This is a genomic window from Ensifer sp. LC11 (assembly GCF_001695835.1).
GTDB lineage: Bacteria > Pseudomonadota > Alphaproteobacteria > Rhizobiales > Rhizobiaceae > Ensifer.
Genome location: NZ_MBSO01000067.1, coordinates 146,111 through 169,367, shown reverse-complemented (window position 1 = coordinate 169,367; position 23,257 = coordinate 146,111). Strand labels below are relative to the sequence as shown.

Sequence of the window (23,257 nt, the reverse complement as noted above, 5' to 3'; positions counted from 1 at the left end):
ATGCTTCGAGCCGTCGTTTTCGCCGCTTCCATCGCCATGGCCGGGAGCGCGATGGCGCAGCCATGGGAAACCAAGCTTTCCGACGGCTTCGAGGGACAGAACTTCGCGCCGGACGGCGGGCTCTACTATCGCGAGAATTTCGAGCAGAGCGCCGGCACGGTCGAGTTTCAAGGCTCCGTCAAACGCACCGGAAACGCTGCGCTCAAGTTGAGCGTCGTTCCGACCTGCCCCGATTCGCTCGACGGTTGCAGCGAGCGCGCGGAGATCTGGGAGAAAACGGCACTGCGGGTGCCCTATGATCAGGGCGTCTGGTACGGCTTCGCCGTCAAGTTTGCAGATCCGGTTCCAAGCGAGGACCACAGGTATCTGATCGCTCAATGGAAACGCGAGATCGATCCCGGGGCAGAGGGCGATTTCAGCCCGTTCCTGGCGCTGCGGCTCGAAGCCGGCAAGCTCTTCGTGACGGTGGAGACCAACTATATCGCGCCGCTCACGATGGGGCCGGAAGGTACGCCGGCAAGCTGCAAGCCGGGTGAAATCCCGGTCTGGGGACGGCCCGGCGTCAACCAGATGCGCATGCTCGTTGCCGCTGATGACAACTGGAAGCTCGAGGACGGCAGCCTGTTCAATGGCTGCACCGATGCGATCACGGTTACCAAACATGGAAACCCGCTGCCCGATCCGAAATCGGGCTGGATCGATTTTGCAATCTTTACGAAGCCCGGTGCCACCGGCTCGGGGCATATCGAGCTCTTCGCCAACGGCAAGCCTGTCATCACGGTGAAGGGGCACGTCGGCCACGCTGACAAGGGCCTCGGCAAGAACCAGTATTTCAAGTTCGGCCCCTATCGGGCGGCCGACACAACCGACTGGACCCTGTTTTATGACGACTTTCGTCGTTCACCGAATTGCGCCGATGTGTTGAAAGACGGTGTGTGCCCATCTCCCTAACTGACTGAAGATGCACGTGGGTAGAGCCTCGGCTGCAACCCGCGATGCTGGACAGCCCTTAGAAGCTGCGCTAGTCTTTTTTAGAGGCGGCGGATAAAAAGCAATGAGGGAAGCGTGCTGCTATGACATCTGGGGCGGACCTGCTTCGAGTTGAAGGTCTGCGGATCACATTCTCGGTGCTCGGCGGCGAAGTGCAAGCCGTCAATAATGCGAATTTCCGAATCCTGCCGGGCAAGGTCACGGCTCTCGTCGGTGAGTCGGGATCCGGCAAATCTGCGATCAGCCAGGCGGTGATGGGCATTTTGCCGAACGTCGCCAGGGTTGGTGGCAAAATTTTGTTCAATGATCCCGGGACGGCGGCAAAACCGATCGACCTGCTCTCGCTGGAGCGGGAGGGGGACGAAATTCGCAGCCTGCGCGGCACGCGCATCAGCAAGATCTTCCAGGAGCCGATGACGTCGCTGTCGCCGCTCCACACGATCGGAAACCAGATTTCCGAGGTGCTGAAGATTCACACGGACGCGGAAAAGGCCGAACGGCGGGCGCGCACGGAAGAGCTGCTCGGCTATGTCGGCTTCGCCAATCCGAAGCGCGCCTACGACATGTACCCGTTTGAACTTTCCGGCGGCATGCGTCAGCGCGCGATGATTGCGATGGCGCTGATCTGCCGACCGGCACTTCTGATCGCCGACGAGCCGACGACCGCGCTCGACGTGACGGTGCAGGCCCAGATCCTGAAACTTCTGCGTGAGCTTCAGGTGAAGCTCAACATGGCGATGCTGCTCATCACCCACGACCTTGGCGTCGTCGCCAATATGGCCGATGAGGTGGTGGTGATCTACCACGGGCAGATTGTCGAGGCGGGGCCGGTCGAGGCGATCTTCCGCAACCCGCAGCATCCTTATCTCAAGGGGCTGATGGCCGCCGTTCCGCACTTTGACATGAAGCCCGGCGAACGCCTCAAGGCCCTGCGCGAAGTCCCGGTCAAGGCCGGATCGGTGCTTGGAACATCCGCAGCCGGCCGACGCGGCGGCCCGGACGTGCTTTTGTCCGTCAGCAACCTTTCCAAAACCTATGGGACGCGGAAGTCCTCGTGGTTCGGCGGCGGTGAGAGTTCGTACCACCGCGCCGTCGATGATGTCAGCTTTGATATCCGCCGCGGCGAATGCCTCGGCCTTGTCGGCGAGAGCGGCTGCGGCAAGACAACCGTCAGCAAGATCCTGATGCGTGCGGTGACGCCCGACACCGGTTCGGTGACCTTCGACAATGGCGAGGGCCCGATCGATGTGCTGAAGGCACAGGGCGACGAGCTGAAGGCGCTGCGATCCAGGATTCAGATGGTTTTCCAGGACCCGGTTTCGTCGCTTTCGCCGCGTATGACGGTCAAGAACATCCTCAGCGAGCCCCTCGAGATCCACGGACGGGGAACGGCGAAGTCGCGCGTCGAGACCGTGCGCGAGCTGCTGCAGGCGGTCGGGCTGGACCAGCGCTTCATCAACCGCTATCCGCACAGCTTCTCTGGCGGTCAGCGCCAGCGCATCGGTATTGCCCGTGCCTTGGCGCTCGTGCCGGAACTGCTGATCTGCGACGAGCCGGTTTCGGCGCTCGATGTTTCGGTGCAAGCGCAAATCCTCAACCTTCTCAAGGATCTTCAGAAGGAATTGGGGCTGACCTGCCTGTTCATTTCGCACAACCTCGCCGTCGTGGACTACATGGCGGATCGCATCGCCGTCATGTGCGCCGGCCGCATCGTCGAGCTCGCCCCGCGCGAGGTGCTGATGCGCAAGCCGGTCCATCCCTATACCAAATCGCTGTTGGCTGCCGTTCCCTATCCGGATCTCGACCGGCAGCTCGACTTCGACAGGCTGAAGGACAGTGAAGGATCGGACATGCGACGCTGGGGGCCGCAGTTCCGTGCTGATGATGCTGGCGACACGCTTATCCCCGCGGATCTCGGCGGCGACCATTTCGTATTGGCACGCCGTTCCGTGGATGCAAGGGAGTTACGGCCATGATCACCCGCCGAACTGTACTGGCATTGCTTGCAACCGTGGCCCTTCCAAAACAGCTGTTTGCGGCTGCAAGCGAGCCGGCTTTCCTGGAAAAGCTCATTGCCGACGGCAAACTTCCGCCGCTCGCCGAGCGGCTGCCCAAGACGCCGCGCGTCATCAATGTCGCCGCCATGGGCCGTCAACCCGGCAAGCACGGCGGCGTGGTGCAGATGATCATCGGCAGCGCCAAGGACATTCGTCTGATGACCATCTACGGCTATGCCCGGCTGGTCGGCTATGACGAAATGCTGAAAATCGAAGCGGATGTGCTTGAAAGCTACGAGGCAGTCGAGGACCGCATTTTTACCTTCCATATCCGGGAAGGGCACAAGTGGTCCGACGGCAGCCCATTGACGTCGGAAGACTTCCGCTATTGCTGGGACGATGTTCTCAACAACGAGAAGCTCACGCCTGCGGGGCTGCCGACCGCACTCGTGATGGATGGCGAAGCCGGAAAGTTCGAGATCATCGACGAACGCACCGTGCGCTATTCCTGGTCGACGCCCAATCCGGACTTCCTGCAGAAGCTCGCCGGCCCCCAGCCGTTGGTGGTGGCAATGCCTTCGGCTTACCTCAAGCAGTTCCACGAGAAGTACCAGGAAGAAGACAAGCTCAAGGCCCTGATGAAGGAGGAGCGTGTCAAGAAATGGAGCCAGCTGCATATGCGCATGGCCCGCTCCTATCGTCCTGAAAACCCGGACCTGCCGACGCTTGATCCCTGGCGCAACACGACGCCACTGCCGGCCGAACAGTTCGTTTTCGAACGCAATCCCTACTATCACCGTGTCGACGAGAACGGTCTGCAGCTTCCCTATATCGACAAGTTCGTGCTCAACGTCAGCTCGTCCGCGCTGATCCCGGCCAAGACCGGTACGGGCGAAAGCGATCTGCAGGCGACCGGTGTCGATTTTATCGACTACACATTCCTCAAGGATTCCGAGAAGCGCTATCCGGTCAAGGTTCTGCTTTGGAAGAAGACCCAAGGCTCGCGCCTGGCACTTCTTCCCAACCTCAATTGCTCGGACGCTGTCTGGCGGGCGCTGCTTCAGGATGTGCGGGTTCGTCGCGCGCTCTCACTCGCCATCGACCGTACAGAGATCAACAAGGCGGTCTTCTACGGATTGACCAAGGAAAGCGCCGACACGGTTCTGCCCGACAGCCCGCTCTTCCGCCCCGAATATGCCAGCGCCTGGGTCGCCCACGATCCGGAGCAGGCGAGTGCGCTGCTCGACGAAGCGGGTCTCACCAAGAAAGGCAGCGACGGCATTCGCATTCTCTCCGACGGCCGTGCCGCACAGATCGTCGTGGAGACTGCCGGCGAAAGCACGCTCGAAACCGATGTGCTGCAGCTCATCACCGACTATTGGCAGAAAGTCGGGATATCGCTTTTCATCCGCACGTCGCAGCGTGACACGTTCCGCAGCCGGGCCGTCGGCGGCGAGATCATTATGTCGATGTGGTTCGGGATCGATAACGGCGTCCCGAATGCCAGCATGAACCCCGGGCAGCTTGCACCGACTGCCGACGACCAGCTGCAGTGGCCGGTCTGGGGGCTCAACTACCTGTCACATGGCGAAATGGGCCAGGCCCCGGACCTGCCGGCCGCCGTCGAGCTGACGGAGTTGCTGCAACGCTGGCGTCATTCGGCGGAGGATGCAGAGCGCACGGAAATTTGGAGCCGGATGCTGTCGATCTACACCGACCAGGTCTTCTCGATCGGGATCGTCAACGCCTCGCTACAGCCGATCCTCGTGGCCAAGAAGCTCAGGAACGTGCCGGAGACGGCGCTCTACGGCTTCGATCCCACGTGCTACTTCGGCGTCTACAAACCCGATACTTTCTGGATCGAGCAGGAAGGCTGACATGCTGCGTTATATTCTCTGGCGTATCGCGGCGATGGTTCCGACCCTGCTCATCATTTCCGCTCTTGTCTTCACCATTATCGAGCTGCCGCCCGGCGACTACTTCGAGAGCTACATCGCCGAGATCAAGGCGCAGGGCGAAGGCGTCGACATGGAGCAGATCGAGGCGCTCCGCAAGGAGTACGGTTTCGATCAGCCGCCGGTGCTGCGCTACATTCACTGGGTTGGCGGCATGCTGCAGGGCGACTTCGGCTATTCCTTCGAGTACGAGCTGCCGGTCGGTGACGTCGTCGGCGACCGGCTTTGGCTGACGATACTCGTGTCCTTCGTCACCATCATCTTCACCTGGCTGATCGCCTTTCCGATCGGCCTTTATTCGGCGACCCATCAATACAGCTGGGGCGACTATGGCCTGTCGCTGATGGGTCTGATCGGCATCGCCATCCCGAATTTCATGCTGGCGCTGATTCTGATGTATTTCGCCAACATCTGGTTCGGGATCTCGATCGGTCATCTGATGGACCAGAAATATCTGGCCGAACCGATGAGCTGGGCCAAGGCGAAATCGATCCTCGAACACATCTGGATCCCTGTCATCATCGTCGGCGCGGCGGGCACCGCCGGCATGATCAGGCGCCTGCGCGCCAATCTTTTGGATGAGCTGCAGAAGCAATATGTCGTGACGGCGCGCGCCAAGGGGCTATCGCCGACGCGCACCCTGCTCAAATATCCGCTACGCATGGCGCTGAACTTCTTCATTTCCGATATCGGCTCCATCCTGCCGGCGATCATTTCCGGTGCGGAAATTACCGCGATCGTGTTGTCGCTCGAAACCACAGGCCCGATGCTGATCAAGGCCTTGCAGAGCCAGGACATGTACCTTGCCGGTTCGTTCCTGATGTTCCTCGCCTTTCTGACGGTGATCGGCGTGCTGATCTCCGATATCGCGCTCGCCATTCTCGATCCTCGAATTCGCCTGCAAGGCAGGAGCACCAAGTGACGTCATTTCTTCCGGCGCCCGGCGAGCCCCTGCCGCACTACGTTTCGACCGCCCCGTTCGATCCCTACTCTGTCGAGGCGATGACGGACGAACAGGTGCGCGTCAACCAGGCCTCTCAGCTTCGCCTGATGTGGTGGAAGTTCCGTCGTCACCGGCTGGCGCTCGTTTCCGGCGTCTTCCTGGCGGCACTCTATCTGATGATCGTCATCAGCGAGTTCCTGGCGCCCTATAACCTGCATACCCGCAACATGGATTACATCTACGCCCCGCCGCAGGCGGTGCACCTGTTCCACGAGGGCAAGTTCGTGGGGCCCTTCGTCTATGGCCGAACCATGACGCTGGATATGGACACACTGAAGCGCAACTATGCCGACGATGTCACGGACGTGGAGCCGATCCGCTTCTTCTGCCGTGGTGATAGCTATCGCTTCTGGGGCCTGTTCGAGAGCAATGTGCATCTTGCCTGTCCGGCAAAGGACGGTCAGCTCTTCCTGCTCGGGACGGACCGGCTCGGCCGCGACGTGCTGTCGCGCGTTATCTACGGAGCCCGGATCTCGCTGACAATCGGCCTGCTCGGCATTACCGTCAGCTTCGTGCTTGGTATCGTCATCGGCGGCCTTGCCGGTTATCACGGCGGCGTCTTCGATCTCATCGTCCAGCGCGTGATCGAGGTGCTGCAATCGATCCCGAGCATTCCGCTCTGGCTGTCGCTCGCCGCGATCATGCCTGCGACCTGGAGTCCGATCCTGATCTATCTGGCGATCACCATCATCCTCGGGCTTTTGGACTGGACCGGTCTCGCGCGCGCGGTGCGCTCGAAATTGCTGGCTTTGCGCGAAGAGGACTACGTCCTTGCCGCGCAGCTGATGGGTGCGAAGAGCAGCCGCATCATCGGCCGGCACCTCGTTCCAGGTTTCATGTCGCATCTGATTGCAACCGCCACGATCTCGATCCCGGGCATGATCCTGGGCGAGACGGCGCTTAGCTTCCTCGGCCTTGGCCTCAGGCCGCCCATCACCAGTTGGGGCATTCTGTTAACCGAGGCAAAAAGTGTCAGTGTCATTGCCTTTTATCCCTGGCTCCTATTTCCCACAATTCCGGTCATTCTTGTGATTTTGGCGTTCAACTTCTTGGGAGATGGGTTGCGTGACGCGGCCGATCCCTACAAATGAAGCCCGAATTGACGCCGGCAAGCGGTCGGCGTGAAACGGTTCATTGCACCCTGAGCGAAAGGTTCCTTGCATGATGCGGCGTTTTGAAGATGCCAGGATCCTCATGTATAGCCATGACACGTTCGGGCTCGGACACCTCCGGCGTTGCCGCACGATCGCGCATTCGCTGGTGGAAGACTATCGCGGTTTGAACATCCTGATCATTTCCGGCGCAACCATCGCCGGCGCTTTCGACTACCGCGCGCGCGTGGATTTCGTAAAAATCCCGAGCGTCATCAAGCTGCACAACGGCGACTATACCTCACTCGACCGCCACATCGAGCTGGATGAGACATTGAAGATGCGCCAGGCGATCATTCGCCATACGGCCGAGACCTTCAAGCCCGACATCTTCATCGTCGACAAGGAGCCCATGGGTCTGCGCGGCGAGGTGGAGGAGACGCTGACCTATCTGAAGGCGCATGGCACGACGCTGGTGCTCGGCCTGCGGGAGGTCATGGATGCGCCCCACCTGCTCGAGGCGGAATGGAAGCGGCGCGATACGATGCGCAAGATCGAGCAATACTACGATACGATCTGGGTCTATGGTCCGCCGGACTTCTACGATCCCCTGACCGAGCTCGACGTACCGCCGGCCGTACGCGACCGGATGAATTTCGTCGGCTTCCTGCAGCGCAGCGTTCCGCGGGAGGAATTGCCCGGCCACAAGCCGCAAGGCGACTACATCCTCGTCACGACCGGTGGCGGCGGCGACGGTGCGGACCTGATCCACGATGTCATCCACGCCTATCAGCAGGATCCCGAGCTCAGGCATAATGCCCTGATCGTGCTCGGGCCCTATATGCCGGTCAAAAAGCGGGAGAAGCTGATCCGCAAGGGCAGCAAGATCCCGTTTATCAAGATCATCGAATTCGACAATCGCATGGAAGAACTCATCGCCGGCGCCAAGGGCGTCGTCGCCATGGGTGGCTACAACACCTACTGCGAAATTCTTTCCTTCGACAAGCCGGCCCTGATTGTGCCGCGTATCCAGCCGCGCGAGGAGCAACTGATCCGGGCGCGCCGCGCAGCCGAGCTGGGGCTCATCGAGATGTTGTTGCCGAACGAAGCGGAAGATCCGCTGCGTTTTGCGGCGGCGCTGAAGGCGCTGCCCTACCGCGCCCCGCCATCGAAAAGCAGCGCCAATGGCCTGCGGCTTGAAGGTCTGGTGCATATCTCCGAAATCGTAGGCAAGTGGCTCGACCGGCCATCGAGCGAACACCTCAACATTGTGAAGAAATCGAGCTGAAGCATTGCCGACAGACCGCAAGATTGCAGTCGTGCTGAAGGGCTATCCGCGTCTTTCAGAAACCTTCATCGCGCAAGAACTGCTTGGCCTCGAACGGGCCGGGTTGGATCTCGTCCTGATCGCGCTCAGGCGTCCGACCGATGGCAAGCGCCATCCGGTGCACGATGAGATCCGCGCCGACGTGCACTATTTGCCGGAATATCTGCATGAGGAACCGCTGCGGGTGCTGCGCGCGTTCATCCGATCCGTGCCAAAAGCCGGGTTCTGGCCGGCTTTCGGGTTTTTCCTCAGGGATCTTGGACGCGACTTCAGCCGCAACCGCTTTCGCCGGTTCGGGCAGGCCTTGGTGCTGGCCTCCGAATGGCCGGGTGATCCGCGCTGGCTGCACGCGCATTTCATTCACACGCCAGCTTCGGTGACGGCCTATGCCAGCGTGATTGCCGGCACGCCCTGGACCTGCTCGGCGCATGCCAAGGACATCTGGACCTCGCCAGACTGGGAGCTTTCCGAAAAGCTCGGGCGCGCGCGCTGGACCGTGACCTGTACGCGGATGGGCTACGAGCATTTGAAGAGCCTCACGACCGAGAAGGCAAGGGTGCATCTCAGCTACCATGGCCTCGACCTCGATCGTTTTCCCCGTTTCGAGGGCAAACACTCCGACCGCAATGGGTCCGATCCGTCCGATCCGGTCCGTATCGTCAGTGTCGGCCGCGCCGTCGGCAAGAAGGGCTACGACGTGCTGCTGAAGGCGCTCTCGCTGCTGCCGCGAGATCTGCACTGGCGGTTCGAGCATATCGGTGCCGGCGAGCTGACGGGCAAGCTCAAGCTGCTGGCCAGCGAATTCGGTGTTTCGGATCGGGTCGCCTGGAAAGGCGCGCTCGACCAGACCGATGTGCTTGCGCGCTATCGGGCAAGCGACATCTTCGCGCTTGCCTGCCGGATTACGGCCGACGGCGATCGCGACGGCCTGCCGAATGTGCTGGTCGAAGCGTCGAGCCAGCGGCTGGCCTGCGTCTCGACGGCCGTTTCCGGGGTGCCGGAACTTCTCGACGATGGCGAAAACGGCCGTGTCGTTCCGCCGGAGGACCCGCAGGCACTCGCGGCCGCCCTCGAACAGCTCATCCGTGACCCCGTCCTTCGTCACCGGCTCGGGGATGCGGCGGAGGAAAAGGTTCGCCGGCAATTCGACCATCACACCAGCATCAATCAGCTCGCTGACCTGTTTGCCAGAGAATGGGGAGCCTCCTGATGGGCGCGCGCCGTATCTTCTTCTATGTCCAGCATCTGTTGGGCATCGGCCACCTGGCGCGGGCGAGCCGGATCGCAAGCGCGCTTGCCGCCAGAGGGTTCGATGTCACTGTCGTGACCGGCGGAAACCCTGTGCCGGGTTTCCCGGGGCCTGATGTGAAGCATGTGGCCCTGCCGCCTGTGCTTGCCGGCGACAAAGGGTTTTCCGGGCTTGCCGACAGCGAAGGAATTCCGGTGAGCGATGCGTTCAAGGAAAGGCGCCGCGACCTCCTGATCGAGGCGTTCGAGGCGTGCGATCCGGATATCGTCATCTTCGAAGCTTTCCCCTTCGGGCGGCGCCAGATGCGTTTCGAGCTGATGCCGTTGCTCGAGGTGATCGAAAAGAAGAAACCGCGGCCGCTCGTCGCTGCGTCGCTGCGCGATATCCTGCAAGAGCGGACAAAGCCCGGGCGCGCCGAGGAAACCCTCGACGTGGTCAAGGCGCATTTCGACCTCGTGCTCGTGCATGGCGATCCGGCCTTCGCACGCCTCGAGGAGACCTACCCCTATGCCGCCGAGATCGAGGGCAAGATCGCTTATACGGGTCTCGTGGCGGGAACGGCACCGGAACCTCCGGCGGAAAGGTTCGACGTCCTGGTCTCTGCTGGCGGTGGCGCTGTCGGCAAGGAGTTGATTGGTGCCGCGTTGCAGGCCGCCGAACTGTTGCCGCAGGAGCTGCAATGGTGCCTGGTCACCGGGCCAAACCTGCCGCAGGACGATTACGACGCCTTTGCGGCCGCAGCCGCCGGAAGCGTACAACTGTTCCGTTTCCGCAAGGATTTTGCGAGCCTGCTTTCGGGCGCCCGGCTGTCCGTGTCCCAGGCCGGATACAACACGGTGTGCGATATCTTCCGTGCCGGATGCGCATCCCTGCTCATTCCCTTTGTCGCCGGGGGCGAGACGGAGCAGTCGACCCGTGCGGCAAGGCTCGAAAAACTCGGCCTTGCCGGGGTGTTGCCGGAGGCGGAGGTGACGCCCGAGCGGCTGGCGCGTGATGTATCGGCGATGCTGGCGCGGCCAAGGCCAAGTGTCCCGCCGCTGGATCTTAACGGGGCGATCAAGACCGCGGAGATTCTGGAGCGCTGGTCCGGCCGCTGACCAAGCCACGCGGCAGCAATGGCTGCCGCGCAGATCAGGCCGTGCCGATCAGCATGAAGCGCGTGTATTTTTTCGTCGGCAAGGCGCCGGCGAATACGACCGTCGTCAGCGCCGCCTGCCGGGTGAACTCCTCAACCGAGGCCACGCAATTGATGTGCGTGGGTTCGCTGAAGTAATCGTTGGATTGCAGCAGCACGCGCGTGCCGGCTGGAATGCGGCCGAGCCACGATCTGAGGTCGGCGATATGCTCGCAGCTCGTGTTAACAACCAGATCGGCCTGAAGCGCGACGTAGTCGATCCCATACATATCGGCCGTCAAGGCGCGGAATTTGCCTGGGAAGGCTGCATTCAGTGTCTGCGCCACGGCTTCTACATCCGGGTCGATGTCGAAGCTGTCGACGGTCGCGACCTCGAAGCGCGAATCCTCCAGCAGCATCGCGCCCAGAATGCCGTACCAGCCGCCGAGAATGGCGATCTTGCCGTACGAAGGGCCGGCGACCTCCAGGAGTGTATCGCGTGCCCAGATCTTGCAGGCGACCTGCTTGTGATTGAAGGCGTTGGCGATGTGAGCGTCGGGATGTTTCGCGATGACCCGGGCGATGCCATCGATCAGGGGGCTTCGCGTGTAGGTGGCGATACCGCGTGCCAGATCAAAGGCATGCTCGTACCAATCGCCGGTTTGGCAAGACGGATGGCTGGTGTGTTTCATGCGGTCGTTGTAAGCTGGCGGCCAAGCGAGTGCAATAACGGCGTGTGCTTTCGAGACCGCGACCTCTGCAGTTGACTTCAACGCCGCCTGTTGGAAACGGCGTCCATTGCAGATTTTTCTCGCACCTGCATAATCGATCAACCGGATTCGGCGCCGGGCGGAATATGCAGGCGTTCCCTTCGCGAGCGAGGGCCGAGAGGCACCCATCCGGAGGCGTCGCCGAAGAGTGATGCGTGTTGGGGACATATGGCAGCCCGACCCGCCAGCAGCAGTCGTGTTCAATAAGGTCCTATAGCCAGTAACATGGAACCACGCCTTTCCCGCTATATCTGGACCCATACGCGCAAAGATCAGCTTTGGATCCTGGTTGTCGTCGCGCTGTCGATGATCCCCTATTTTCTGTCCTTCGATCTGCCGAAGCAGATCGTCAACGGGCCGATCCAGGGCGATGGTTTTGACAGTCCGGAGGCGACGCAGGCCTTCCTGTCGATTTCATTCGATCTGCCGTACCTTGGCACGATCAATGTCTTTGACGGGTTCCAACTCGGCCGTGAGGGCATGCTGCTCGCGCTCAGTCTGGTGTTCCTGGCGCTGGTGGTCGTCAACGGCCTCTTCAAATTCTACATCAACACCTTTAAGGGCCGGCTCGGCGAACGCCTGTTGCGGCGCATTCGGTTCGAGCTGGTCGATCGCGTCTTGCGCTTCCCGCCCAGCCACTTCAGACGGGTGAAGCCGGCCGAAATCGCGACGATGATCAAGGACGAGGTCGAGCCGCTTGGCGGCTTCACCGGCGACGCCTTCGTCTCGCCGGCCCTGCTCGGAGGGCAGGCGCTGACGGCACTGGTGTTCATCCTTTTGCAAAGCTTCTGGCTCGGACTGATCGCAACGCTGATCGTCGCCGTGCAGGCCGTCATCATCCCGCGCATGCGCAAGCGGCTACTGGTGCTTGGCCGCGAACGGCAATTGACGGCGCGCGAACTCTCCGGTCGCGTCAGTGAAATCGTCGACGGCATCGGCGCGATCCGCGGCCATGATACCTCCAACTACGAGCGCGCCGACATCGCGGCCAAGCTCGGACGGATCTTCAAGATCCGCTATGATCTCTACCAGTGGAAATTCCTCGTCAAGTTCATCAACAACTTCCTGGCGCAGGTCACGCCTTTCCTGTTCTACGCAATCGGCGGCTACTTCGCGCTGCAGGGCCGCCTCGACATCGGCCAGCTCGTCGCCGTCATCGGTGCCTATAAGGACCTCCCGGGTCCGCTGAAGGAGCTGATCGACTGGGATCAGGCCCGCCAGGACGTCCAGGTCAAATATGCCCAGGTGGTGGAGCGATTCAGTGTCGATACGCTGCTCGACCCGAAGGTTCAGGCGGTGTCGACAGTGGCTGTCGAGCCTCTGGCCGGCCCGCTGGCGGCGGTCAATCTGACGGTCACCGACGATGCCGGTTCGACCCTGCTCGACCATGTGTCGCTGCAGGTGCAGCCCGGCGAAAAAGTGGCGCTGACCGGTGGCGGCGAAGTCCTTGCCGAAGCCTTCGGCCGGCTGGTCTGGCCGGCAAGCGGCAAGGTGGTCATCGGCGGGCAGGATATTCTGGACATGCCGGAATCGGTGACCGGCCGGCGTATCGCCTACGCTTCGTCCGACGTCTATGTCTTCCAGGGCAGTCTCGGTGACAACGTCCTCTACGGGCTCAAACATGCGCCGCTCAAGGACCATGTCTATGAGGGCGAGCGCGCGTCGCACCGCAAATGGGAGGTGACCGAGGCACGGCTCGCCGGCAACCCACACCTCGACGTCAACAGCGACTGGATCGACTATGGCGCCGCGGGCGCGAGCGGGCCGGACGATCTGCTCATCCAGATCCGGCCGGTGCTCGATGCCGTGCTGTTGACCAATGACGTCATGGCGCTCGCGGTCCGCTCGACCATCGATCCGCAGCGGCATGCCGAGTTTGCTGCCGGTATCGTGGAGATGCGCAGTGCACTCCGCCAGCGGCTCGAGAAGGAGAAACTCAGCGACCTCGTCGTGTTCTTTGAGCCGGGGACCTACAATATCGAGGCGACGATCGGCGAAAACATGCTGTTTGGCACGATCACCGATCAGGCGATGTGGGCGAACGCGCTTGAGAACCATCCGTTCTTCAAGACGATCCTGCAGCGGGTCGGCTTGCGTGACACGTTCTACGAGATGGGTATCGAGATTGCCGAGAACGTCGTCGAACTGTTCCGCGACTTGCCGCCGGATCACCCGTTCTTCCAGCAATTGACCTTCATGACCGCCGAGGAAATACCGGTTTATGAGGCAATTCTCCAGAAGGTGCGCAGTCGCGGCAAGGCAGAGGTTCCCGAGGACGATCAGATCAAGGTGCTCCGCCTGTGTTTCGATTACATCGAGCCGCGGCATCGTTTCGGTCTGTTGACCGATGAGGTGATGGCAAAGATCGTCGCCGCCCGACGCGAGTTCGATGAGGGGCTGCCGGCCGATCTTGCCGGGATGATCGAGCACTATCGCCCGAACCGTTTCATCGCCTCTGGCAGCATTATCGACAACGTGCTCTTCGGACGCATCGGGCACAAGCATGCAGACGGTTCGGAAAAGATCCGCGCCATCGTTCGCGATCTCTTCGAGGCGGGCGGCCTCTACAACGAAGTGCTTGCCTTTGGTTTCGACTACAATGTTGGCGCCGGCGGCAAGCGCCTGACGGCGGCCCAGCGGCAGAAGCTCGACCTGGCGCGTGCGCTCATTCGCAACTGTGATTTCTACATCTTCAACCAACCGCTCCTGGCGCTGGATCAGCGCGTGCAGGAGCAAGTTGTTCGAAACGTCTTCTCGATGCTCGATCAAAGCGGGCGCGATCCGGCGATCATCTGGGTTCTTGCCAATCCGGCGCTGATGGAACTATTCGACCGCGTCGCGCATTTCGAGAACGGACGCCTGCTGAACGACGCCAATGTGGATGAACGACCCGACTACAAGGAAATGGCATCTTGATGTAATATTAATGTCAGGGCACGAGCATATGGTCCCGCCGCGATGCGGGAGCCAGTTTGCTCCCGACGGGAACTCGGAGACACGGATTGTGATGTTGCTCAAAGATGAAGTCGAAATGCTGCGCCGGATAACCCTGTTTTCAGGATTGCCACCGGCAAAGCTGAAACTTCTCGCCTTCACGTCCGACCGGGTCATGTATAGCGCAGGCGAAGCTTTGTTCTATCAGGGTGACATCGGCGATGCGGCCTATGTCATTCTTTCCGGCAAGGCGGAGGTGCTCATCAACGCGGCCGGCGGCCCATTCAAGATTGCCGAGGTCGAACAGAACTCGATCGTTGGCGAAATCGCGATTCTCTGTAATACGCCGCGTACCGCGACCGTGCGCACCAGCACGCCGCTTGAGGCGCTGCGTATTCGCAAGGACGACTTCCTCAAACTTCTGGCCGATTTTCCGGAGATGGCTGTGGAAATCATGCGCGTGCTTGCCGACCGTCTTGCCCAGACGACGGCTGAACTTAGCGAGGCTCGAGGTCGCCTGGAACCGGTGGACGCCTGAACGTTTCGCCGCGCGTCTGGCTGCTTCCATCAATGCGCTGAAAGGACCGCGCGGGCGAGGCATTCGTTCGCGGCATGGTAGCCCTTCGCAAAAACGATTCCGCTTCATCAGGATATGGGTTAGAGAAACGCCATGCGTTCGATAACCTATTTCCACAAGACCGTTCAGTTTCCGGATAAGCCAGAAAAGAAGCGCTTTTTCGCGCGGCTGCAGAATGGCGACTGGGAGCCTTGCACGTTCCAGAACATCGAGCGCCTGGTCGATGGCAAGACGACCTTCGTCGACATCGGCGGATGGATCGGAGTGACACCCTATTGGGCCGCGCAAATCGCCGATAATGTCATCACCGTCGAGCCTGACCCCGTCTGTTTCGGCATCCTCAAGGAGATGCAACCGCAAAATAGCGGCGAGGTCCGCGTGATCAATGCGGCGCTGTCTGAGGACGACGTGCTGGTTCTGCACTCGGTCGGCGGTGGCTTCGGCAGTTCGGAAACGTCGGCGCTGATCGCCGATGACAACGGGGAAGCGATCCAAGCGCAGACTGTCAAGATCGCCGAGCTTCAGGATATGGCACGCACCGAGCGGCTGTGTTTCAAGATCGACATCGAGGGATACGAGTATCGCGCGCTCGACCAATTCGCAGCCATCGATCGCAACCGGACGGCCGGCGTACTGCTGGCAGTTCACCCGCAAATCCTCTTTGCTTCCCTCAGCGGGTCGTCGCTACTGCGCGTGGCGCGCACGATTTCGGCTACCATCCGACTGATCCGCAGCTTCAGCGGCTTTCGTCTCGACAATCCCCGGGCTATTTGGACGGCGCTGCGCAAATCGATTGCGCGCCGGGAGTTCCGCGGCTTCGATCTGCTGTTCGTCGCCAGGGATCGCGACCGCTACAGCGCCGCGCGTCTTGTCAGACGCGCAAAGGCCGCTGTAGGGCTTTGAATTGCTGCATGTTTTTGTCCTTTAATCGGCTACGATTAAAGGAAACATGCAGTAGGTCTTCGCAAATCCGTTGCAAGAGCAGCCCTGCCGAAGGTGGGTGAGGCTTCGTGCCACCGTCATCTTTGACGGTTCTCGGCGCGGTTAACCACACTCGAAGTAAAGTTAATTCTTCGTTTAAAGATGATACTTCCGGTGGTATAAGCCGGCTGTTGCTATTTTTTGTTTCTGGTTGCGAAGTGTCGTGAGGACGACCGCATGTCCTGGATATATTTTGTTAGTTTCGCCTATAGCCTGACGGCGTTGTTCCTGCTGGCGATGACCTATATCGAAGGCTTGCAGGCGCGTGCGCCCTGGAACATGTACCGGCTCGCCGGACTTCTGGTGTGCATTTTCTGGCCGGTCCTGTTCCTGTATCTGATGGTTACGATGGCCTCGAAAAGAAGAATTTCGCAGCGCTAGAGGCCAGCGCCCGGACCGCTCCTCCGGGATTTGGCACTTGCGCCGTAGCGTTTACCATACAACCAGAAAATGCCGGAGATTAACCCATGATTCCTTCATGCGGGCTATGGTCTGGCGGTGATCGACCGGTGTGAAAGTATCTGAGCATGTGCGGTTACGGCGGCTATTTCGGGTCAGTCCCGGAGGCAGAGACGCTCCTCAGGAGGATGACCGCTGCGATTGCGCATCGCGGGCCGGATGAGCATGGCATTTTCGTTGCGCCCGAGGCTGGCTTCGGCCATGCGCGCCTGTCGATTGTCGGTCTGGGTGATGGCCAGCAACCGATGTCGGATGATGCGGGCGACCTGACGATTGCCTTCAACGGCGAGATCTTCAACTATGTCGAACTGCGGGAGGAACTGCGGGCCAAGGGGCGGCGGTTCCGCACGTCCAGCGACACCGAGGTCATTCTACATCTCTACGACGTGATGGGCGAGGATTGCCTGTCCGCTCTCAATGGCGATTTTTCCTTTGCGATCTGGGATCGGCGGCGCCAGCGAATGATGCTGGCGCGTGACCGCATGGGCGTGCGCCCCCTGTTCTACACGACCCATGGCGGGACGCTCTACTTCGCCTCCGAAATCAAGGCGCTGCTTCAGGTGCCCGGCGTTTCCGCCGAGCTCGACCCTGTCGCGCTCGATCAGATCTTTACGCTCTGGGCCCCGATCGCACCGCGGACAGGTTTTCGCGAGATTTTCGAGCTCGAACCGGCCCATCTCATGATTGCCGAAAGGGGCAAGCTGTCGATCCGCCCCTATTGGCAGCTCGACTACCCGGACCATGCCGCGCAACCCTTGTTTGCAGACGAGCGGAGCGCTGCCGAAGAGCTGCGCGCCCTTCTGACGGATGCAACCCGCATCCGTATGCGCGCCGACGTTCCGGTTGGCTCCTATCTTTCCGGCGGGCTCGACTCGTCCATCGTCTCGGCCCTTGCCGCCGGGATGGCGCCGCAGGGTCTGCGCACATTCTCGGTGACGTTCGATAGCGCCGAGCACGATGAAAGCGCCTTCCAGACGGAGATGGCGACGGCACTCGGCACGCACCACACGGCCGTCGCCTGTCGTGCGGGCGACATTGCCAAGGCGTTTCCGGAGGTTATCCGCTTCACCGAGCGGCCCATTATCCGCACGGCGCCGGCGCCGCTCTATCAGCTTTCCGGTCTCGTCAGGGAACAGGGATTGAAGGTCGTGTTGACCGGCGAGGGCGCCGACGAGGTCTTTGCCGGCTATGATATCTTCAAGGAGGCTCGGGTACGCCGTTTCTGCGGTCGGCAGCCCGGCTCCCGCATCCGCCCGCACCTGTTCCGCAAGCTTTATCCGTACCTGCCGGGCCTGCAGCAGCAGTCAGCAGAATATCTTGCAGCCTTCTTCGGCGCCGGCGATGTGCCGCTTGACGATCCACTGTTCTCGCATCGCCCGCGGTTCAAGAGCACGGCGGCGACCAAGATCTTCTTCTCCGCCGACCTGCGCGCCACGGTGAAAGACTACGATGCGGCCGAGGATCTGGTGAGCAGGCTTCCCGCTGCCTTCGGTCGCTGGCATCCGTTGCACCAGGCGCAATATCTCGAAAGCCGCTTCCTCTTGCCCGGTTACATCCTCTCCAGCCAGGGCGATCGCATGGCGATGGCGCATGGGATCGAGGGGCGCTTCCCGTTCCTCGACCACCGTCTCGTCGAGTTCGCGACGCGCCTGCCGCCGGAAATGAAGCTCAAGGGGTTGGTGGAAAAACATATCCTGCGCGAGGCGACGAAGGACTTGCTGCCATCGTCCATCGGCCGGCGCACCAAGCAGCCTTACCGCGCCCCCGACAGCCATTCGTTCACCGGTATCGGCGAACTCGATTACGTCCGCGATGCCATGAGCGAGGCACGCATCGGCGACAGCGGCCTGTTTAATCCCAAGGCCGTGACGAAGCTCTACGAAAAATGCCAGGCGCAACCGGTCACCGGCTTTCGGGACAACGCCGCCTTCGTCGGTATCCTGTCGACACAGCTTTGGCTGCAGACTTTCGCCGGCACCAGAACCCGCGCCGCCGAGGCGGCTTGAAACCCATTGGGAAAGGAAAAGATATGACGGAAACGATCAAGGACAGTGTCAGGGCCTTTGTCATCGAAAACTTCCTGTTCGGCGATACGTCCTATGATCTCGCCGAGACGGCATCGCTGATCGAGAACGATATCATCGACTCCACCGGAGTCCTCGAACTCGTCGCCTTCATCGAAGACAGGTTCGGCATCGCCATGGCTGATTCCGATATCGTGCCGGCGAACCTCGATTCACTCGCGCGCATCTCGGCCTTTATCGAGACGAAAGTCGGCGCGCCGGTCACGGCCTAGCGAAGACGCGAGGGGGCGTCCATGCGGTTCGAGCAATTCCTTATCGGCAATGCCGCAAGGCATGCGGCCAAGACGGCGCTGATCACCGATCGCAGGCGCCTCAACTACGGCGAGGTCAACGACCTGTCGAGCCGCTTGGCCGCCGCATTGGTGAATGCTGGCGTCAAGCGCAACGACCGCGTCCTCGTCTTCATGGACAATTGCTGGGAAGCGGCGATCTCGATCTTCGCCATTTTGAAGGCCGGCGCCACCTTCAGCCCGATCAACGCCTCGACCAAGGCGGACAAGCTCGCCTATATCATGACCGACTGCGAAGCGGCGGCGATCCTGACCCAGGCCAAGCTGATGCCGGTGGTAACGGACGCGCAGGCACAGAGCGGCAAGGCGGATATCTTCGTTGCCTCGACGGCGGCGCCCAACGGCCAGACGCCGGCTGGCGCCGGCGCGTTCGACGCCTTGCTATCGGACGAAGCGGCGCCCGTGCCCCATGGCGGCATCGATGTCGACCTGGCCATGCTGATCTACACCTCGGGTTCGACCGGCCGGCCGAAGGGTGTGATGATGACCCATCGCAACATCGATGCGGCATCGGAGTCGATCACCACCTATCTGCGCAACGAGCCCGACGATATCATTCTCAACGTGCTGCCGCTCGCCTTCGACTACGGCCTCTATCAATTGCTGATGGCGATCCGGCTCGGCGCGACGCTGGTGCTTGAAAAATCCTTCGCGTTTCCGCATGCAATCTTCGAGCGTATCCGCGAGGAAGGCGTGACCGGCTTTCCGCTGGTGCCGACGATGGCCGCGATGATCCTGCAGATGCGTGACCTGGAGCCGGGTTTCCTGCCGAGCCTGCGCTATCTCTCCAATACCGCCGCCGCCCTGCCACCGCCGCACATCGCCCGCCTGCGCGAGCTTTTCCCGGGCGCCAGGCTCTATTCGATGTACGGCCTGACGGAGTGCAAGCGCTGCACCTATCTGCCGCCGGAGGAACTCGATCTCCGGCCGGGATCCGTGGGGATCGCCATACCGAACACCGAAGCCTTCGTCGTCGACGACGAGGGCAAGCGTGTGCCGCCGGGCGTTGCCGGCGAGCTCGTCATCCGTGGGCCGCACGTGATGCGGGGCTACTGGCGCAACGATGCCGCGACCGAGCGCATGCTGCGGCCAGGACCGAACCCCTGGGAAAAGGTGCTTTACACCGGCGACCTCTTCCAGACCGACGAGGAGGGGTTCCTCTACTTCGTCGGCCGCAAGGACGACATCATCAAGACGCGTGGCGAGAAGGTCGCGCCAAAGGAAGTCGAGACCGTGCTGCATGCGCACCCCGGCATTGCAGAGGCTGTGGTCGTCGGCGTTGCCGATCCGGTGCTCGGCCATGCGATCGCGGCACTGGTGGTGCGCTCCGACCTCGGCTTGACCGACAAGGATATCATTCGACACTGCACTCGGCATCTCGAAGACTTCATGGTGCCGAAGATTGTCGAGTTTCGCACCGAGCTTCCGAAGACGGATACGGGTAAGGTCAGCCGCAGGCTTGCGGCCGAGACGATGGAGCCTGCACAATGAACATCCGAACGTTAGAGAACACACGTCCGTTCTCCGCCGAAACCCTGACGATTGATCATGCCGCCGAGACCGACCGCATCGTTGCGGGTCTGCGCGAGCAGCTGCGAGGCATGAAGAAGCGCGGCCTGGTGCTTGGGCTTTCCGGCGGCATCGACTCGAGCGTTTCGGTGGCACTTGCCGTGCGTGCTGTCGGCGCCAAGAATGTGTTCTGCCTGTTCATGCCGGAAAATGATTCCGATCCGGAAAGCCTTCGTTTTGGCCGGCTGGTCGCCGAGACGTTCGGCGTCGAAGCGATCGTCGAAGACATCGGTCCGGCCCTGAAAGCCATGGGCTGCTACGAGCGCCGCGATGCCTTCATCCGCGAGCTGGTGCCGGACTATGGCGACGGATGGGCCTCGAAGATCGTGATTGCCAATGCGCTTGAGGGAGAGGGCTACAACATCTCGTCGCTCGTGGTGCAAAGCCCGGATGGCAAGCAGGCGAAACATCGCATGCCGCCGTCGGTCTATCTCGGCATCGTTGCCGCCACCAACATGAAGCAGCGGACCCGCAAGCAGGTCGAATACTATCACGCCGACCGGCTGAACTTTGCCGTGCTCGGCACGCCGAACCGGCTGGAGTATGACCAGGGGTTTTTCGTCAAGAACGGGGATGGCGCCGCCGACGTCAAGCCGATCGCCCATCTCTACAAGTCGCAGGTCTATGCGCTTGCCGCCTATCTCGGCGTTCCCGAAGAAGTTTGCCGGCGCGCGCCGACGACCGACACCTATTCGCTCGAGCAGACGCAGGAGGAGTTCTATTTCTCTCTGCCTTACGACCGTATGGACCTCTGCCTCTATGGTCTCAACAACGGCATCGAGATCGATGCTGTCGCGAAAGCCGCGGGTCTGACACCTGTTCAGGTTGAAAGGGTCTGGGTCGATATCGCCGCCAAGCGCAAGGCGACGCGCTACCTGCATCTCGGGCCGCAGCTCGTGCGGCCGGTAGAGGAAGTTGGTGGTTGAAGCCTCGGAGGACTGACGCAGCCCTTAATCGAAGCTCCCGCCGATCAGGCGGCTCCAGTGCTCTCCGGCAATGCCGTTGAAGAAGCCCTGCCCATCGCGGCAGGCTTGAACAACCGCCTGGTCACGGGAGTGTACGACGGTTGAGGCGACGTGTACGAAAGCGATGCGCCGTCCGAGCATGGCTTCAAGCAGAGCCGGCTGCGTACGACCGCGCAGGCCTGCAAGACCCCGCTTCGACGCCTGATCGATCAGGCAGTCGATGACCGGGCCGGCCTGTCCCGGCAGAGCCAGGATTTGCAACACCCTCCCGATTTCGCCTGCCTTGGCATAGTAGGCGAACGCACCCACGACGGCGCCGGTGCGCGCGGTAACCAACCCATAGGCAAGCTCGCCCTGATCAGGCTTTCGCTCCGCGTCGGCGAGGACGTGATCGAGTTGTCCGTCGTTCCATTCGGGGCGGAGGGGAAACTGCGCGGTAAACTGGTCAACGACGGCCGCAAAGCCGTTGCGGTCGGTTTCCTTTGCCGTGAAGCCGGCTGGCGCCACGCCCGCTTCGGGCAGGGCGGACCAACGTTGCTCGCCATGGCTCATTCGTTTGCGATAGAAATTGTCGAGCGCGCGTGCGAAGGGAGCTGCGAGCCGGGCGGGCTTGATGCGGTTGGCGGCGACACTCAGGCTGAAGGTCGCGGGTCGGATGACGCGCACCCAGTCGAGACTGTATTGCGGCAGCACAGCGCCGCGCAGCCTCGACCACATCTGCGTCGAGACCTCGCTTGCAGTCTCGCTGAAGGAGAGATCTTGCGGACCGGCGAGAAAGGCCTTCAGGATGCGCGCCCCGGCCAAAGGATCGGTCTCGCGGTCTTCGACCATCAGTGAACCGCAGATCGCGGCGCGCAGACGCTTGCCATTCAATGTCATCGGCAGGGCATTGACCCCCACGAAGCCGGTGATGCGGCCGTGGTCGTTCACATGCACGAGAGGGCGGATCTCTGGATCGCAGCCCGGCGCATCGAGATAGAGCTGGCGCATATAGGTGACGAGCGCCGGCGGAGCGGCCCGATCGTCACGGAACACCCGCTGGAACATTCCGGCGACGGCCGAAATGTCCGCACTTTCAAGCGAACGGATTTCGCTCATCTGGCGCGATCTCCGGCCTCTGCCCCGATTTTCCTGACGATGGCAACCCGAGGCTTGCCGTCGTGGTCGACGGCGAAGCTTACAGGTTCATAGATCTTCGTCCTGGAGAGAAGTGCCGCCGCCTGCCGGTCCTGGCCTTCGCCGAACTCGAACAGCAGCCAGCCACCCGGTTTCAGGAAGGCGGCGGCATCCCGGATCAACCGTTGATGGATGGAAATGCCGTAGGGGCCGCCATCGAAGGCTTCGCGCGGCTCACTTTCGAGCAGGTGAGCCCGGTCGCCTTCCAGCCGGCCGGTGGAGATATAGGGCGGGTTGCAGACCACCATGTCGACAATGCCTTCGAGGCTATCACCTTCAAGCGCGGCAAAAAGGTCGCCTTGCCGGATCGAAACGCGCGCGCCGAGAGCAAGCCGGTCGACGTTGCGGCGGGCGAGTGCGACGGTGCTGTCGGTCAGGTCGGCGCCCCAGACACGGGCGGACGGCATTTCGTTTGCGAGACCGAGTGCGAGATTGCCGGAGCCGCAGCACATGTCGATGACCGTGACCTGAGGTGGCCCATCCTTGAGGATCGCCAGCGCTTTTCTTCCGAGCAGTTCCGTTTCTTCCCGTGGAACCAAGACATCGGGCGCCAGTTCGAGCTCGACCCCCATGAACCGATGCAAATTAGCCGGCAGACCTTCAGCAGGTCGGTCGTTCGGATGACTGTCGTTTTGCGGCACGGCCATTCCCTCATGTCCTGGATCGAGTCGTCCTGGAAAAATCTGTGGACGCGCAGGACCTGGACACTACTGTAATCGGGTAAAC

The 23,257-nt window shown here is 61.4% G+C and carries 19 protein-coding genes; 16 read left to right on the top strand and 3 right to left on the bottom strand.

Annotated elements, in window-relative coordinates; genetic code table 11:
* The 8 genes from BBX50_RS27570 to BBX50_RS27535 all read left to right on the top strand — a co-directional run bounded on the left by BBX50_RS27570 (position 1) and on the right by BBX50_RS27535 (position 10,709).
* A complete protein-coding gene (locus BBX50_RS27570; RefSeq protein ID WP_065778464.1) occupies positions 1-951 on the top strand; it encodes a polysaccharide lyase in 951 nt (316 codons plus the stop codon).
* Between the two features lie 122 nt (positions 952-1,073).
* On the top strand, positions 1,074-2,966 hold the full coding sequence (locus tag BBX50_RS27565; protein ID WP_065778463.1) for an ABC transporter ATP-binding protein: 1,893 nt from the start codon (positions 1,074-1,076) through the stop codon (positions 2,964-2,966).
* Positions 2,963-4,864, top strand: a complete 1,902-nt coding sequence (locus BBX50_RS27560) for an ABC transporter substrate-binding protein (protein WP_065778462.1) — start codon at positions 2,963-2,965, stop codon at positions 4,862-4,864. The genes BBX50_RS27565 and BBX50_RS27560 overlap by 4 nt, the downstream gene beginning before the upstream one ends.
* A gap of 1 nt (position 4,865) precedes the next feature.
* Positions 4,866-5,864, top strand: a complete 999-nt coding sequence (locus tag BBX50_RS27555) for an ABC transporter permease (RefSeq protein ID WP_065778461.1) — start codon at positions 4,866-4,868, stop codon at positions 5,862-5,864.
* Positions 5,861-7,036: an ABC transporter permease gene (locus BBX50_RS27550; RefSeq protein ID WP_065778460.1), complete on the top strand. Its 1,176-nt coding sequence runs from the start codon at positions 5,861-5,863 to the stop codon at positions 7,034-7,036. Before BBX50_RS27555 ends, BBX50_RS27550 begins: the two co-directional genes overlap by 4 nt.
* A 70-nt stretch (positions 7,037-7,106) precedes the next feature.
* Positions 7,107-8,324, top strand: coding sequence for a glycosyltransferase family protein (locus tag BBX50_RS27545; protein WP_065778459.1), 1,218 nt, complete (start codon positions 7,107-7,109; stop codon positions 8,322-8,324).
* A gap of 4 nt (positions 8,325-8,328) precedes the next feature.
* Positions 8,329-9,573, top strand: a complete 1,245-nt coding sequence (locus tag BBX50_RS27540) for a glycosyltransferase family 4 protein (protein WP_065778458.1) — start codon at positions 8,329-8,331, stop codon at positions 9,571-9,573.
* A complete protein-coding gene (locus tag BBX50_RS27535) occupies positions 9,573-10,709 on the top strand; it encodes a glycosyltransferase (protein WP_139108250.1) in 1,137 nt (378 codons plus the stop codon). The genes BBX50_RS27540 and BBX50_RS27535 overlap by 1 nt, the downstream gene beginning before the upstream one ends.
* Before the next feature lie 34 nt (positions 10,710-10,743).
* Here BBX50_RS27535 and BBX50_RS27530 read toward each other — a convergent pair whose 3' ends face one another.
* The gene (locus tag BBX50_RS27530) at positions 10,744-11,418 is read right to left on the bottom strand and encodes a hypothetical protein (RefSeq protein WP_065778524.1); all 675 of its coding nucleotides are present in this window, start codon (positions 11,416-11,418) and stop codon (positions 10,744-10,746) included.
* A gap of 303 nt (positions 11,419-11,721) precedes the next feature.
* Between BBX50_RS27530 and BBX50_RS27525 the strand changes: the two genes are divergently transcribed.
* The 8 genes from BBX50_RS27525 (at position 11,722) to nadE (ending at position 21,316) form a co-directional block, all read left to right on the top strand.
* Positions 11,722-14,412 carry an ABC transporter transmembrane domain-containing protein gene (locus BBX50_RS27525; protein ID WP_065778456.1) on the top strand — a complete coding sequence of 897 codons (2,691 nt, stop codon included), beginning with the start codon at positions 11,722-11,724 and terminating at the stop codon, positions 14,410-14,412.
* Positions 14,413-14,503: 91 nt separating this feature from the next.
* Positions 14,504-14,968 carry a Crp/Fnr family transcriptional regulator gene (locus BBX50_RS27520; RefSeq protein WP_065778455.1) on the top strand — a complete coding sequence of 155 codons (465 nt, stop codon included), beginning with the start codon at positions 14,504-14,506 and terminating at the stop codon, positions 14,966-14,968.
* A 132-nt stretch (positions 14,969-15,100) separates the two neighbouring features.
* The gene (locus tag BBX50_RS27515) at positions 15,101-15,910 is read left to right on the top strand and encodes an FkbM family methyltransferase (RefSeq protein WP_083213838.1); all 810 of its coding nucleotides are present in this window, start codon (positions 15,101-15,103) and stop codon (positions 15,908-15,910) included.
* 255 nt (positions 15,911-16,165) lie between these two features.
* Positions 16,166-16,369 (top strand): hypothetical protein, encoded by a 204-nt coding sequence (locus tag BBX50_RS27510; protein ID WP_065778454.1) that lies wholly within the window; start codon positions 16,166-16,168, stop codon positions 16,367-16,369.
* Between the two features lie 146 nt (positions 16,370-16,515).
* Positions 16,516-18,453 carry an asparagine synthase (glutamine-hydrolyzing) gene (asnB, locus tag BBX50_RS27505; protein WP_065778453.1) on the top strand — a complete coding sequence of 646 codons (1,938 nt, stop codon included), beginning with the start codon at positions 16,516-16,518 and terminating at the stop codon, positions 18,451-18,453.
* A 23-nt stretch (positions 18,454-18,476) separates the two neighbouring features.
* A complete protein-coding gene (locus BBX50_RS27500) occupies positions 18,477-18,743 on the top strand; it encodes an acyl carrier protein (RefSeq protein WP_065778452.1) in 267 nt (88 codons plus the stop codon).
* A 21-nt stretch (positions 18,744-18,764) separates the two neighbouring features.
* Entirely contained in the window at positions 18,765-20,312 is a 1,548-nt protein-coding gene (locus BBX50_RS27495) for an AMP-binding protein (RefSeq protein ID WP_065778451.1), read from the top strand.
* Positions 20,309-21,316 (top strand): NAD(+) synthase, encoded by a 1,008-nt coding sequence (gene nadE, locus BBX50_RS27490; RefSeq protein ID WP_065778450.1) that lies wholly within the window; start codon positions 20,309-20,311, stop codon positions 21,314-21,316. The genes BBX50_RS27495 and nadE overlap by 4 nt, the downstream gene beginning before the upstream one ends.
* Before the next feature lie 24 nt (positions 21,317-21,340).
* Here the strand turns inward: nadE and BBX50_RS27485 are convergent, their stop codons facing one another.
* On the bottom strand, positions 21,341-22,453 hold the full coding sequence (locus BBX50_RS27485; protein WP_065778449.1) for a hypothetical protein: 1,113 nt from the start codon (positions 22,451-22,453) through the stop codon (positions 21,341-21,343).
* Positions 22,450-23,178, bottom strand: a complete 729-nt coding sequence (locus BBX50_RS27480) for a HemK/PrmC family methyltransferase (RefSeq protein ID WP_083213837.1) — start codon at positions 23,176-23,178, stop codon at positions 22,450-22,452. The genes BBX50_RS27485 and BBX50_RS27480 overlap by 4 nt, the downstream gene beginning before the upstream one ends.
* Between the last annotated feature and the right edge of the window lie 79 nt (positions 23,179-23,257).

What these genes read in the sequence shown, in the direction of transcription:
- BBX50_RS27530 (WP_065778524.1), bottom strand. Translation starts at nt 11,418, where the DNA reads ATGAAACACACCAGCCATCCGTCTTGCCAAACCGGCGATTGGTACGAG.
- BBX50_RS27545 (WP_065778459.1), top strand. Translation starts at nt 7,107, where the DNA reads ATGATGCGGCGTTTTGAAGATGCCAGGATCCTCATGTATAGCCATGAC.
- BBX50_RS27515 (WP_083213838.1), top strand. Translation starts at nt 15,101, where the DNA reads ATGCGTTCGATAACCTATTTCCACAAGACCGTTCAGTTTCCGGATAAG.
- BBX50_RS27480 (WP_083213837.1), bottom strand. Translation starts at nt 23,178, where the DNA reads ATGGCCGTGCCGCAAAACGACAGTCATCCGAACGACCGACCTGCTGAA.
- BBX50_RS27570 (WP_065778464.1), top strand. Translation starts at nt 1, where the DNA reads ATGCTTCGAGCCGTCGTTTTCGCCGCTTCCATCGCCATGGCCGGGAGC.
- BBX50_RS27565 (WP_065778463.1), top strand. Translation starts at nt 1,074, where the DNA reads ATGACATCTGGGGCGGACCTGCTTCGAGTTGAAGGTCTGCGGATCACA.
- asnB (WP_065778453.1), top strand. Translation starts at nt 16,516, where the DNA reads ATGTGCGGTTACGGCGGCTATTTCGGGTCAGTCCCGGAGGCAGAGACG.
- BBX50_RS27495 (WP_065778451.1), top strand. Translation starts at nt 18,765, where the DNA reads ATGCGGTTCGAGCAATTCCTTATCGGCAATGCCGCAAGGCATGCGGCC.
- BBX50_RS27485 (WP_065778449.1), bottom strand. Translation starts at nt 22,453, where the DNA reads ATGAGCGAAATCCGTTCGCTTGAAAGTGCGGACATTTCGGCCGTCGCC.
- BBX50_RS27535 (WP_139108250.1), top strand. Translation starts at nt 9,573, where the DNA reads ATGGGCGCGCGCCGTATCTTCTTCTATGTCCAGCATCTGTTGGGCATC.
- BBX50_RS27560 (WP_065778462.1), top strand. Translation starts at nt 2,963, where the DNA reads ATGATCACCCGCCGAACTGTACTGGCATTGCTTGCAACCGTGGCCCTT.
- BBX50_RS27500 (WP_065778452.1), top strand. Translation starts at nt 18,477, where the DNA reads ATGACGGAAACGATCAAGGACAGTGTCAGGGCCTTTGTCATCGAAAAC.
- BBX50_RS27525 (WP_065778456.1), top strand. Translation starts at nt 11,722, where the DNA reads ATGGAACCACGCCTTTCCCGCTATATCTGGACCCATACGCGCAAAGAT.
- BBX50_RS27555 (WP_065778461.1), top strand. Translation starts at nt 4,866, where the DNA reads ATGCTGCGTTATATTCTCTGGCGTATCGCGGCGATGGTTCCGACCCTG.
- nadE (WP_065778450.1), top strand. Translation starts at nt 20,309, where the DNA reads ATGAACATCCGAACGTTAGAGAACACACGTCCGTTCTCCGCCGAAACC.
- BBX50_RS27520 (WP_065778455.1), top strand. Translation starts at nt 14,504, where the DNA reads ATGTTGCTCAAAGATGAAGTCGAAATGCTGCGCCGGATAACCCTGTTT.
- BBX50_RS27510 (WP_065778454.1), top strand. Translation starts at nt 16,166, where the DNA reads ATGTCCTGGATATATTTTGTTAGTTTCGCCTATAGCCTGACGGCGTTG.